14 protein-coding genes are annotated in these 11,249 nt (G+C 64.0%); all 14 read right to left on the bottom strand.

All coding sequences use genetic code 11. The annotated features are described in order from the left end of the window. Positions 1 to 51: 51 nt before the first annotated feature. Positions 52 to 723 (bottom strand): phage tail protein, encoded by a 672-nt coding sequence (locus O1Y97_RS23090; protein WP_318762526.1) that lies wholly within the window; start codon positions 721 to 723, stop codon positions 52 to 54. 11 nt (positions 724 to 734) lie between these two features. Continuing rightward, positions 735 to 1,460 (bottom strand): putative phage tail protein, encoded by a 726-nt coding sequence (locus O1Y97_RS23085; RefSeq protein WP_318762525.1) that lies wholly within the window; start codon positions 1,458 to 1,460, stop codon positions 735 to 737. After that, the gene (locus tag O1Y97_RS23080; protein WP_318762524.1) at positions 1,453 to 2,529 is read right to left on the bottom strand and encodes a baseplate J/gp47 family protein; all 1,077 of its coding nucleotides are present in this window, start codon (positions 2,527 to 2,529) and stop codon (positions 1,453 to 1,455) included. Before O1Y97_RS23080 ends, O1Y97_RS23085 begins: the two co-directional genes overlap by 8 nt. Continuing rightward, positions 2,501 to 3,040, bottom strand: coding sequence for a phage GP46 family protein (locus O1Y97_RS23075; RefSeq protein WP_318762523.1), 540 nt, complete (start codon positions 3,038 to 3,040; stop codon positions 2,501 to 2,503). Before O1Y97_RS23075 ends, O1Y97_RS23080 begins: the two co-directional genes overlap by 29 nt. 36 nt (positions 3,041 to 3,076) lie before the next feature. Then, positions 3,077 to 3,523: a phage baseplate assembly protein domain-containing protein gene (locus tag O1Y97_RS23070; RefSeq protein WP_318762522.1), complete on the bottom strand. Its 447-nt coding sequence runs from the start codon at positions 3,521 to 3,523 to the stop codon at positions 3,077 to 3,079. Next, the gene (locus tag O1Y97_RS23065; RefSeq protein ID WP_318762521.1) at positions 3,520 to 4,584 is read right to left on the bottom strand and encodes a phage baseplate assembly protein; all 1,065 of its coding nucleotides are present in this window, start codon (positions 4,582 to 4,584) and stop codon (positions 3,520 to 3,522) included. The genes O1Y97_RS23070 and O1Y97_RS23065 overlap by 4 nt, the downstream gene beginning before the upstream one ends. Then, complete coding sequence (locus O1Y97_RS23060; protein WP_318762520.1) at positions 4,581 to 5,717, bottom strand: DNA circularization N-terminal domain-containing protein; 1,137 nt, start codon at positions 5,715 to 5,717, stop codon at positions 4,581 to 4,583. The genes O1Y97_RS23065 and O1Y97_RS23060 overlap by 4 nt, the downstream gene beginning before the upstream one ends. A gap of 9 nt (positions 5,718 to 5,726) precedes the next feature. Then, complete coding sequence (locus O1Y97_RS23055) at positions 5,727 to 7,505, bottom strand: phage tail tape measure protein (RefSeq protein ID WP_318762519.1); 1,779 nt, start codon at positions 7,503 to 7,505, stop codon at positions 5,727 to 5,729. Positions 7,506 to 7,629: 124 nt separating this feature from the next. Then, entirely contained in the window at positions 7,630 to 7,950 is a 321-nt protein-coding gene (locus O1Y97_RS23050; protein WP_318762518.1) for a hypothetical protein, read from the bottom strand. Beyond that, a complete protein-coding gene (locus O1Y97_RS23045; RefSeq protein ID WP_318762517.1) occupies positions 7,950 to 8,315 on the bottom strand; it encodes a phage tail tube protein in 366 nt (121 codons plus the stop codon). Before O1Y97_RS23045 ends, O1Y97_RS23050 begins: the two co-directional genes overlap by 1 nt. Before the next feature lie 55 nt (positions 8,316 to 8,370). Then, on the bottom strand, positions 8,371 to 9,876 hold the full coding sequence (locus tag O1Y97_RS23040) for a hypothetical protein (protein ID WP_318762516.1): 1,506 nt from the start codon (positions 9,874 to 9,876) through the stop codon (positions 8,371 to 8,373). Positions 9,877 to 9,880: 4 nt separating this feature from the next. Beyond that, on the bottom strand, positions 9,881 to 10,072 hold the full coding sequence (locus O1Y97_RS23035; protein ID WP_318762515.1) for a hypothetical protein: 192 nt from the start codon (positions 10,070 to 10,072) through the stop codon (positions 9,881 to 9,883). Positions 10,073 to 10,074: 2 nt separating this feature from the next. Further along, the gene (locus O1Y97_RS23030; protein ID WP_318762514.1) at positions 10,075 to 10,842 is read right to left on the bottom strand and encodes a hypothetical protein; all 768 of its coding nucleotides are present in this window, start codon (positions 10,840 to 10,842) and stop codon (positions 10,075 to 10,077) included. After that, a complete protein-coding gene (locus O1Y97_RS23025; protein WP_318762513.1) occupies positions 10,839 to 11,246 on the bottom strand; it encodes a hypothetical protein in 408 nt (135 codons plus the stop codon). The genes O1Y97_RS23030 and O1Y97_RS23025 overlap by 4 nt, the downstream gene beginning before the upstream one ends. Positions 11,247 to 11,249: the final 3 nt, after the last annotated feature.

Genomic DNA, 11,249 nt, shown 5'->3' with positions numbered 1-11,249 from the left:
GTCGGGGGAGGGAGGGCCACCGAACCGGCAGCCGGCGACACAAATGCCGCGTCAGGTCTTGATGATGTAGAGCGCCGCCCTGTTGCGCGGGCGCGTTTCGCTTCCACCGGTCGAGGCGGTGTTGGCCGCAGTGAAATTGACACCAGCCTGCGCATTGTTGTCGCGCTCGCCGTTACCGATGATCTCGATCTGCTGATAGCCGTGGGTGTGCGCCTTGAGTTCATCCGCCTGGAATGTCGCGAATGCGCGTCCGGCGTCGACGCCTCGTCCATCATCCCAACCACGGATGAACTCGCCGCGCAGATCGGGCAAGGCGAACGTGGTGGCACCATCGCCAACACCCCAGGCGGTGCTGATCGCGCCGAACAGCGCCGAATAGGTCTCGCGGCTGACCAGCTGCCCGTTGCACTTGAGCCAGCCCGTCGGCGCCGCATTGCCAGCATAGGGAGCGATGATGCCTGGCGGCACCTCGATCGTGGTCTGCCCGCCGGAGAACTCGGCAGCGATCATCGCCCGGATCGCCTGTGCCAGCTGCGTCAGGTCGGCGCCGGTAGGCGTCAGGCCAGCGTCTTTGATCGCGTTGACGATTTCCATCTGTGTGTGGGTGAAGAACTTGTCTGGCGGGATCGAGCCCGTAACACCGGCCTGGCGAGCCTCGTTCCAGTACGGCAGCTCGGGATCGTTATTGCCCTCGGGCGTGTTGCGCGGAAGTACATATTCCATGGCGGATACCTCTATGCGGCGGCGAAGATGACGCGCGTCCATGCGGGCGCGAGCGAGCGGAAAAGGCAGACGAGATCGGCGGGCAGGCCAAGGCGGCCGAGCGGGGTTTCGCCGGCGCGGCCTTCGCCGGCGCGAAAGTGCTCGATCGGCACGCCGGCGACAGTCACGATCCAGACGAATTCGACCGGCTCCTCACCGGCGATGGCATCAGGCCCACCGGCGGCGGAAGCACCAGCGCGGAAGGGCATCGGCTCTTCGATCGTGATCGAATAGCCGACGTCGGCGGCGAGCTTGATGAAGTCGAGCCTGGTGATCGTGCCAGCCGAGCGGATCTTGAGGATCAGCGAACGCCAACGCGTGTCGAAGGTCTGGTCCGGCCCGAGGCAAGGATCGGGCAGGCCGTATTCGATTTCCCAGTCTTCCAGCGAATTGGCGAGAGTGACCGCGGTCGATTCCATCGTCACCGAGAACAGGGCGCGATAGGCCTCGGCCAGGCCGCTGCCCATGCTTTTCCAGAAACGGCCAAGCACAGTCTGCGGGTCAAGCTCCTGATTGTCGGGCGTTCCCCATGCCGCACCCTTGGGCAGCAGCACGCCGAGCATACCTGCGATGTCCTCGTCGGTCGGCGAGGACAGTGCGTCGGCCTGCGTTGGAGGGGAAAAGAACGATGGATCTTGCGGTGCGAAATGATGGAACGCGGTCGGGCTTTCGCCGGTGTAGCGCGGCCACCTACTCATAGGTCACCTCGCCAAGCACCGGCATCTCGCCGTTGTAATAGCTCAGGTCATCAGCCGGCAGGATCAGCTTGTGCCGGTCCTCGCCGATCGCCGCCGAGATGGCTTCGCCGATCCATGAACGCGACAGCACAAAAGCCGAGAAGGAGACGCCCGGCCGCGCCCGCTCGACCAGCATCGCCCGCAAGGATCTGTCGATCGCCTCGCGCGTCGTCGTCGTGTCGTCGCCGAGGCCTGCAATCGTGATGTCCAGCGGCTTCGGCACCGGCGCCGCCGCAACCGCATTGGCCCGTATCAGGCGGCGAACGTCGAGCGCTTCCTGCATGACCGCCACGTCGCTAGGGGTCGGGATGCCGTTTTCGCGGCCCTCGAACAGAAACCACACGCCAACCGTGCCCGGACCGTGCACCCACGACCAAGCCCACGCCTGCGTCACGCCGGGCACAGCACGTGCGAACTGCTCATAGTCGGAGATGGCGCCACCTTGCGGCGGCCGCCGCTTGCGGTCGAGCACACGTGCGCGCAGTGACTCGTTGGTTTCCGTGTCGGCGCCGCCGCCGATGCCGCTCGACCCGACGATTGCCGCTTGCGACAGTCCGGCGAACAGCGCGGGATCGGCTCGTGTCAGTTCGGCGCCCGCTTCGATATTCATTGCCGAGCCGAAATCTTCCGAGATCAGTGACAAGACGAGCGCGCCGGCACCGTCCGACCTGACGTCGGAAATCGAGCGGTAGAGCCGATTGCCGGAGAGGTATCGGATGCCGGCCGGATAGATGGTATTTGGAACCCCCGACGTGGTGACGACGCCCTCGGCACGCGACACCGACCGGCGGACAAGTCCGAGTTCGGTTGCGTGGCGGTCGAGATGCTGCACGCTCGCCGTCGAGGCGAAGATCTGGTCATAGAGCCACGATGCGCGCAGATGCATGTCATGCAGGCCGAGGGCAAACACCTTGACGATCGGCGTAAGATTGTTCGGCCAGATCAGCGCGTCAGTGCCCGGCAAGTAGCGCCGCAGCGAGCCGCGCAGCCGCGAAGAAATTTCAGACGGCGAGAGGACGGTCCAGGCCACGCAACTGCTCCCATAGAACGCCGAAGCGGCCGTCATAGGCGATGCCGCCATCCCGGTCTTTCAGCACGATTTGAAGGTCGATCCGCCGGTCGGCGGGCGATGCGGTGGCAGTGACCATCACCGACGAGACTGCGCGTTGCTCGACGAGGCATTGCAGCGCCTCGCGGGCATAGTCTTCTGCCTTGCGTGCCGTCGCCGCGCTGGCGGTCGACCGCCGTAGCAGCCAGAGCTTGGAACCGATCGGCGTTTCGCCCAGGTCCTCGCGCAGGTCGAAGCTGTCGCCCGGCCAGCCGCGATTGGCTTCGCCCTCAGGCAGCTCGTCGGCGGCCGCTCGCGCGTCGGTCATCAGGCAAAGCAGCACGGCGGTTGCCAGGGCGGCGCGCGCGCGCAGGCCTTCGTTGTTGGCAGGATCATTGGCGGCCAACGCCCAGTCGCCGGTCACGCCGTTCCACACAGTATCGGGCGAAAACAACGGTTCGCCCTCGGCAGAGAGCGGAACGATGCGGATCATGGATTTTCCTCGGCAGGCGGCCGCAGTTCGGCGCCACTAGTGCGTATGATTGGCAGTGTTTCCACCTGCGTCGATGATCGAGCCGGTCGCCGTGATGTTGCCGTCGACGTTGAGGTCGCCCTTGAGGTTCCATGTGCCGGCGGTCAGAGTCACCGTGCGCGTCTGGAAATCCATGGTCACGCCGCCGGCCATCAGCTTGATGATGTTGCCGCTAGCGTCATAGAGCGCCGAGGCCCCATCCGGCAGATCGGGTCGCTTGCCCGACGCCTCGACGCCTATCATGAGGGCTTGCGACCGCCGACCCGGCATCATCAGCATGACGCCGACAGCGCCGGACGGCGGGTTGCTCGCCGCGCCATGTGGCTGGATGAACAGATGATCCTCGAGGACCTCGCCGGCCATGCCCTTGCCGGAAACAAGCAGCTGGCCGTCGACCATTTTCGAAGACGAGATTTCAAACCGGGTCAGGTAAGGCATTCTCATTCTGCCCGATACTCCGCTGAAGGTTCCGGCGCTGACCATCCGCTGCCGGATCTCGCCCCCGAAGACGATCCGCCCAGGGCTCTCGGGTCGACGAGCGCCAGCGTGGCTCGCGTGCCGCTGCCGCCGCTGCCCGTTTCCTGCGTGAGCGACACTGATTTGATGCCCATCATCTGGTCGAGGAATATCCGAGGATGCCTGACATAGACCAGGCGATTGGGTGTCCAGATGGTGCCACCGGCATCGCGCCATCCCGACACGGTGACCGTCGCCGAGACGGCGAGACCGGCGGCGACCCGCATATGCCACTCGGTTGCCTTTTTGAGGTTGGCAACGGTGGCCTCGTTGTCGAGCACGATGATCTTGGGACGGAACCTGCCGACTGACGGATCGCTTGCCTCGGCCTCCGGGCGCAATGCCTGCGCGCCTTCGCCGCGTGATTGCTGCCCGCGCACAAGCACGGGGTCAAACCTGCCCTGGCCGGAAAATTCGGCGGTCGCGCGGATGATGTTAACGCCGGCGGCGAGACCGCCCGCATGGGCCGCGTCTGGCCTCTTGACGATCCGCAACTTGCCTTGCGGCGTGTCGTGGATGATCGCGCCCGCCGACCTGGCCAGCGGCTCAAGCGTCGAGAACAGAGACTCTCCGGGTTCGACCTGGTGCCGTTCTATCTTGTCATAGGTCCCAACCACCTCGACGCCGACGCCGCTGCTGTCGAATTCCTCGGCGATCCCTTTGAGGTCCTTGTTCTTGGCAAGGCCGGTTGAATGCTTGATCGAGGCTTCGACCGCATCAACTGTTCGCGACACCAGCGAGATTTCGGCAGACCAGTCGCTTTCGCCCTGATCGGCCCTGAGATCCCGCACATATCCCGTCAGCAACAGATCGCCGCTTGCCGATAGCGTCGCCTTGCTGTCTGGCCATGGTGGCGACATGCCCTCGGGCAGATGGCCGCGCACGGTCGCGGTTCTTACCGCTTCCTCGGTCGAGATGTTGATCGCGACATCCTGCCACGGAATGAACGGGCCACCACCGAGGGAGATGCCGATGGTCTCAAGGCTCATGGCGAAATGGCCTCGAATGCCGTCGGCATGAAAGCCGGTGTGGCTATGGCGTTGCGTGTCACGAGTTCGGCGGCCCGAGCTGCGTCGCCGTAAAGCGCATAGGCAAGTGCGGTCGCAGGTAGCGACCGTTCAGTGCGCACCATGACCAGCGGCGCCCGATTTGCTGCGGTGTCCGAAAGATCGGATGCGGCAGTCGCGGCAACCTGCATCAGCCATTCGTGCACGGCCACGTCGAGGCCTGCGCCGATCGCCTCGAGCACAGGGTCGACGGTCGGCGAAATGCGCTCGCGAGCCCGGCGCGCATCCTGCCGCGACAGATAGTCGGCCGACACCAGTGCCTGGCAGAAGCCGGCGGCGAAAACAGCCGAAGTCACCAGCGACATCGCATCGTCGCCGGGGCGCGATATCTCGGCCTCGAAGGCATCCGCAGTTGCGGCCGCGACGCCGGTCTGCGCGATCGCCTGTGTCGCCTCGACGACAAGGCCGGTGATGTCGGTAACTGCCGATACCGGCTCGGCGTTCGATGTCACGATCCTCCGCGCCAGGTCGGCGATCTTGACGCGGCTATTGCCAAGCACACCGGAGGCGTCGGCAATGGCGGCCAGGGAGGCGCCGGCGGCATCGACCGCCGATGCTAGGCCAGAGGCCCGGCCGACCGTGATGCTGCGCGTGCCCGACACGGCGGCGGCGGACAGGATCTCCGCGCCATCCGACAACAACGCCGCGATGCTCAGACGACCCGGCACCGGTGCGAAGGGCGCAGCCGAGCGACCGGCAGCAACGAAGTCGATATCGAAGCCCACATACCCCGCGCGTGATTTCGCGCGTGACAGGCGCCACGAAACGACACGGACGCGAAGCGGCCCCATCATGGGCAAAATCAAGGTGGCGGCGCCGGCCGCGTCCAGGGCACCGGAAAGCGACCGCGCCGCGATGTCCGAAGCGTCGCCGGCGACATAGGCCGAGAGCGTGATCGAACGGACTTCACCGCCCATGTCCTCAGTCACATGGGTCGACGAGTAGGCGATCGGTGACACGGCAACACGCCGCCCGCCGTCACCGCCCTCATAGTCGACAAAGAACGGCACGCCCCGGAATGAAGCGGGGCGGAAAGCCGAAAGCCAATCGCGCATGACGATCCTTTACTCCGTTGGTCTGCCTGCCCGGGAAACGCCGGTGTCGGCGCGAACTGGCGATCCGACAACATTGGCCTTGACGCTCAAGGTGCCGACATTCGTGCGAAATGCCGCGGCGGCCTCCGTCCCGATCTGTCGCCCGACACCCTCGAGCATCGACCTGAATGATGAACCGGCCTCCTGGCCAGCGGAGTTGATTTCCTGCGCAGCATCCGAGATCGAACGTCCTGCCTGCTCGCCGCCTGACGCGATTGCGTTCTCGAATTCGGCGACCGACCCATAGCCATCGGACATCATGAAATCGCGGATGCCACGATCCCCTGGTCCAAGCAGCTTCACCGGAGCGCGCAAATCGGACGGCACGCCCGTAAGCTCACCTTGGCGCGCCAATGCGGGAAATGGGTCGCGGGCAGGGCGTGGGGTTGGCACGGTTTCCAAATCTGGCGAGCGAAACACTGGCGCCGTCGCAGGATATGCAAGCTCCGGCAATGCCTTGTCGCGGTCGGGCCAGTAGCCGCCGTCGAAGGCGATTTGATTGTAGTCCTCGTCCGACTGTGAACGGCTTGCCCGGCGACGTTTCTCGACGCTGCTGAAGCCGCGCCGCTCCATTTCTCTGACCCAGGCGTCGTCTTTGTCGAGATATTGATTGAAGCTGTCGACGCCCGGTGCAGTTATGTCGGCAATGATTTTACCGCTTCCGCTCTGCACCCTGTCCAACGTGTTCCACAAGCGGTCGATCTTCGTTTGCGTATCAGCGATGACTTCGTTGACGTTCCGGTCGATCATGCCTCCGGACTCGTCGCGGATCTGCCGAACCTTGCCGAGTACCTTGTCGAGGTTCTGCAGCAGCAGCAGCGCGACACGGCGGCTGTCCTTCTCGCCAAACAGATGCGACAGCTTGGCTTCGTCGCCACCGGTCGCCTCGCGGATCAGCCTTTCCATGACGACGAACAGGTCCTCGCCGTTCTTCTTGGCATCCTTGAGGGCGTTCGGAAGGTCAATGTTGAACTTGGCGAAATTCTTCTGCACGTCTGGACTGTTGATCTTGTCCAGGAAGTCGGCGGTTGCTGTCGCAGCCTCCTGCGACGTACCGACATAATCGCGCATCGTTTCCAGCACGCCGACCAGCGTCGCTGTGCCCTCGAGGCCGCCATATCCGTTAGCGGCTGCCAGCGGCATCAACGAAGGCAGATATCTGGCGAGATCGCTGCCCTCGAACTTGCCCGTGGCGCCACCGGTTGCGATCATGTCGAAGAAGCGCTCGGCGTCTTTCGTCATAAGGCCAAACGACTTTTGTGCCGCATCCCAGGTGCCGACGACATCACGACCATCCGCACCCATGGCCTGCTGAACCTTTACGAGGCCGGCCAGGTCGCTCTTGATCTCCCTGATACCCGCCCCCGTCTCCGCATAGGCATCCAGCGTCTCGATGACCGCAGCGTTGGCCACACCATACTGTTGGCCGAGGCGCCGCATGTCATCGTTGAGGGCCGACATTTCTTCCCGCGACGCGCCAATCTTGAGCCCCGTGCGTGTCAGACTGCGCTCTAGCTTGGCGTAGTCACCCACTGCTCGAGCAGCGCCATACGCCAGGACAGCCGGTGCAGCATACCTCACCATGGCCGCACCCATGGCTGCCGCGCCCCGGCCGACAGCGCCTTGTGCCCTGTTATAGGCCGCCGCCTTTCTCTCGACTTGATCAAACTTCGACGACACGCGATCGAACGCGGCCAGCGAACCAGTTCTCGCCGACAGTCGAAGGACGGCCTCGATTATCCGGTTCATCGTTTCGACCTTTTGAGGAATTCTATGCAGCGGAAGTGCCAGGTAATGATGCTCGACAAGGTCATTGCTTCGACGTCGGCAATCTTACAGTGGAAGCGAAAGATCAGGTCGTCGGCGCGAATACCTATGTCTTCGGCTGGCTGTCTGGCGGCTGCTCGCCATGGGTAAAAAAATCGAGCACGGCGTTTCTGACGGCGCGCGCGTCCTTGATGTCGAGTTCGCCCAAATGGTCGGAAGTCGGTTTGATGACGCAACGCTTCACATAGGCGGCGACAGCCGGTGTGTTCTCGATGACAACCCTTCCACCCTGTGGCGTTCTCTGGACCTCATAGGGTTCGCCCAGGGCGAGCAGGTCCTCAAAGCGCGGTTCGCGCACGGTTACCGAACTGAAGACGTCGCCATGAGCCTGGTATTGACGGGCCAGGGGAACAACAATCTCCATCATCAGATCTTTCGATAGGCGCGGGCGATCAGGCTGACCCCTGAAACTTCGCCATTTACGCGGTTGATGCTCGGCTGGCCGACGAAGGCAGCCTCGGTCCAAAGATGCTGTGCCCCGTTGAACGTCTCGTTCATGGTGACGTTGAAGCCGGAGGCGCGCATCAGGCGCCCCCAATCGTCTGCATCCATGTCTTCGAAGGTCAGGTTCGCGCGATAGCCGGTCGGCTCGGCGGTGCGATAGATCGAACCGTCCTGGTTGGCATTGCCCTCGATATTGATGTTCGAAGGCATGATCTCGGCAGCGCCGCGTACCACGATGCTCTCGCCGGTCGACAGGCCGAACGTCATTTCACCGCCGAAGTTTTTCATCGGTCAGATCCCTTGCTGGTGCATAATTGGAGGGTGGCGATAGTGGCCGCTTGGCCTATCGGTACTGGCTGTAAAGCTTGGCGTTGGCAGCAATGACGTCGAGCGCGTTGACGCGGTCCAGCGGGGCCATGATGTCGACCCGGTTGGCGTTCTCGGAATTGCGCTTGACGACCAGGCGCTCGGCGAAGCCGCGGGCATTTTCGAGCACCCCGCGCGCCTCGAGCGTTTCCGATGCGTGCACCAGAGTTGCCTTGATCCCCTTTGGCGTCGAGATCGAACCAACGCCGCCCGGGTTCTCATCGGCAAGCGCCTTCTGCCCGTGCTCGAAAGCGAGCATGGCCCGGAAGTAGCGAAGGATCGCGACCAGTTGGCCGATGGCCTGAATGTCGCGAAACGTCTCGTCGGCCTGGCCGTTTTCGTCCTTCTGATAGGTGGTGATCACCTTGTCGATCGCTACCTGGCCGTCGCCGGTAACGATGAAGGTCGAAATGCCCGACCGCAGCAAGGTGTTGCGGCCGGCATAGGTCGGCATCATCGAACGATCGCGCGGTGCTTTTTCGCCGTCGACAACAAGGCCGGTCTGGTTGCGCGAAACATTGCCCGTGACGCCGTCGGACAGCCAGGGAACGATGCGGGCCGTCCGCATCGTCGCTACCTGCCAGGCGGGCGTCGCATTGCCTGCGCCGGCAATACGAGGAAGGATTGTGACGTGCCGGTCGTTGAGCCCGAGGCCAAGCGTCGTCAGAGCAGCCGTCGAGCCGGTCGAGACCGTGAACACATGACCATACACCTGGCGACTGTAGGCCCAGCGCCCGGAGATGTCGTTGAGCAGGCTGGCGTAGCGGCCGATATTCGTCGCGTCGGAAAACGGCGACACAATCCAGTCGAAGGGGTCGTCGCCGAGCGCGGCAAGTGTGTTCGCGAGATTGGGGTCGCCGACGGCGGGCACGGTGTTGGTGACCGTCAGTGCGGCACCTGCGAACGCGTTGCCGACGATGGTCGTCGGCACATGAAAGTCGAGATCCGCAAAGATCGCCCCGGCATGGCGAGCTGTTGCGGAGACCGTGTCTGTCACCACACCTGCGGTGACAGGCAGCGATGCACCGGTCAGCCCGTTGAAATAGGCATTGATCGCAGCCGACAACGCCGAGGCGACCGTGTTGACACTGTCACCGGCGGCGATCTGCACCTGCACCGGCTCGCCGGCGATTTCGATCGTGCCGACACCGCCACCGGCCGGCACGGTGTTGACCTTGACCGTCCATACGCCCGCCGTTCCCGTTGCCGGCGCCGCGACAATCCAGGTCTCCTGCACAGGTGCGTTGCGGAAAGCAACGCGAACCATATCGGCCAGCATCGAGCCGGCACCCGAAAGCGCAATCGCCTCCTGATGCGAGCCGACCGGCGTTGGCACGTTATCCGCGAGCATCGCGCCGGTGTTCTTGTGGCCGACGAGCAAGAGCCTCGATTCCGACTGGAAGCTCCCGCCGGAGGTCACTTCGAACGCGAACAGTGGCGCGACAAGACCGGCGCCGGGAATGTTGTTGAACTGGATGCCCATCGGTCTAGGTCTCCTTGATTGATTTTTTGGCAGGTGCCGGCACGACCACGAGCGAGCCGTCGTTGATCAGTTGCATCCACACGGGATCCTCGACGTCGACGAGCTTGCCGTCGGCGGGGAAATCCAGCGCCGGATTGAAAGGGTCTGGCATGCGATGGTTCGGCTCGGCGAGCCGTACCTTGACGAGATTTGCCATGGTCAATCCTCGACGTCGGCGAAGGGCGGTCCGACCAGGTCGGCGGCGCCGGCTTGGCCCGATACGCCCTTCTGTTTCGTTTCAAAGGCAATCGCCTCGATCATGGGCAGCGGATCGGCGGCGTCGAACTGCCCAGCCAGCCGGGTCAGGATCGCAGCAGCATACGAGCCGGGCGGGAGCATCGCTGCAATCGACGCGGCAGGCTGCGGCAGGCCACCGTTGGCCTGGAAGCTGTCATCCGGTATCTGGCAATCGAACAGCATTGTGGTGCGATGCCAGCGAAGGCCAAGCTCCGGCACCGCGAAGCCTTCCTCCTCCAACCCGTCGATCGCGATGCAGGCCTTGCGGAAGATCGCGCCGGTCGGCCCTTCCGTGAACACATGTCGAACCTGTGCACAGAGCGTCGCCAGGGTGAGCTTTGCCTGCGGATCGTCGGAGGCCAGAGCGTCTACGAATTCGCCGGGCTGGCCTCCCGGTTCAGGGTCCGACGCAGCGATAGCAAGCTCGGCCACGACCTCGAGCAATGCGCGGCCATTGCGGCTCACGCTCCCTTGGCCGGACCCGCGACGCGCAGACTCCGACTTTCGCGTGAAGAGTGACAGGACCGGCGTGAAATCCCTGTCCCGGTCCATATCGTCGATCGGCGGGCGGCGGCTGTCATAGACCCGGCCCTTGGCCAGGGTCGGAAAACCTTCGCCGGTACCGATGGCCGTGAATGGTGCCAGGCTCTCGATGGCGGCGAGCCGCAGCAGTTCCGCGGCGATCGTCATGGCTTCCTCACCCGGCTTGCGAAAATCACGGCGCGGCCGCTGTCGTTGCGAGGGCGGGCGCCGATTGCATAGCGGCCGCCCGCATGTTCGATGAAATCATCGGACCCCGGCCAGAATGGCCAGCTGATGGCATCCGCCGTAATGACCCATTCGTGGCTCACTGCTGCGTCGGAGCCTCGGCCTGCAGGCGACGTCAGGCTTGGTGGCTGCGCGAACGAAACTGGCAGATCGCGTGGGAATTGGTCGATTGACCCCAGGAAGGTAAACGACGCACGCGCGGGATCGGGTTGCAGCGCCGAGTTGACGCCAGCCGCGCGGGCCATCGGCACGACCACGAAGGTCTCATTGTCGAAGGTCGCGGCGACCAGGCTGTCGCTCGATCGCTGCGCTGCGGCCCAGTTCATGGC

Origin of the sequence: Aminobacter niigataensis, assembly GCF_946995915.1 — a bacterium.
GTDB classification, from domain to species: Bacteria; Pseudomonadota; Alphaproteobacteria; order Rhizobiales; family Rhizobiaceae; genus Aminobacter; species Aminobacter niigataensis.
The sequence above is the reverse complement of the archived record's forward strand: the minus strand, read 5'-3'. Positions and strand labels throughout refer to the sequence as shown.

What these genes read in the sequence shown, in the direction of transcription:
- O1Y97_RS23025 (WP_318762513.1), bottom strand. Translation starts at nt 11,246, where the DNA reads ATGAACTGGGCCGCAGCGCAGCGATCGAGCGACAGCCTGGTCGCCGCG.
- O1Y97_RS23065 (WP_318762521.1), bottom strand. Translation starts at nt 4,584, where the DNA reads ATGAGCCTTGAGACCATCGGCATCTCCCTCGGTGGTGGCCCGTTCATT.
- O1Y97_RS23040 (WP_318762516.1), bottom strand. Translation starts at nt 9,876, where the DNA reads ATGGGCATCCAGTTCAACAACATTCCCGGCGCCGGTCTTGTCGCGCCA.
- O1Y97_RS23070 (WP_318762522.1), bottom strand. Translation starts at nt 3,523, where the DNA reads ATGAGAATGCCTTACCTGACCCGGTTTGAAATCTCGTCTTCGAAAATG.
- O1Y97_RS23075 (WP_318762523.1), bottom strand. Translation starts at nt 3,040, where the DNA reads ATGATCCGCATCGTTCCGCTCTCTGCCGAGGGCGAACCGTTGTTTTCG.
- O1Y97_RS23035 (WP_318762515.1), bottom strand. Translation starts at nt 10,072, where the DNA reads ATGGCAAATCTCGTCAAGGTACGGCTCGCCGAGCCGAACCATCGCATG.
- O1Y97_RS23045 (WP_318762517.1), bottom strand. Translation starts at nt 8,315, where the DNA reads ATGAAAAACTTCGGCGGTGAAATGACGTTCGGCCTGTCGACCGGCGAG.
- O1Y97_RS23060 (WP_318762520.1), bottom strand. Translation starts at nt 5,717, where the DNA reads ATGCGCGATTGGCTTTCGGCTTTCCGCCCCGCTTCATTCCGGGGCGTG.
- O1Y97_RS23090 (WP_318762526.1), bottom strand. Translation starts at nt 723, where the DNA reads ATGGAATATGTACTTCCGCGCAACACGCCCGAGGGCAATAACGATCCC.
- O1Y97_RS23030 (WP_318762514.1), bottom strand. Translation starts at nt 10,842, where the DNA reads ATGACGATCGCCGCGGAACTGCTGCGGCTCGCCGCCATCGAGAGCCTG.
- O1Y97_RS23085 (WP_318762525.1), bottom strand. Translation starts at nt 1,460, where the DNA reads ATGAGTAGGTGGCCGCGCTACACCGGCGAAAGCCCGACCGCGTTCCAT.
- O1Y97_RS23055 (WP_318762519.1), bottom strand. Translation starts at nt 7,505, where the DNA reads ATGAACCGGATAATCGAGGCCGTCCTTCGACTGTCGGCGAGAACTGGT.
- O1Y97_RS23050 (WP_318762518.1), bottom strand. Translation starts at nt 7,950, where the DNA reads ATGATGGAGATTGTTGTTCCCCTGGCCCGTCAATACCAGGCTCATGGC.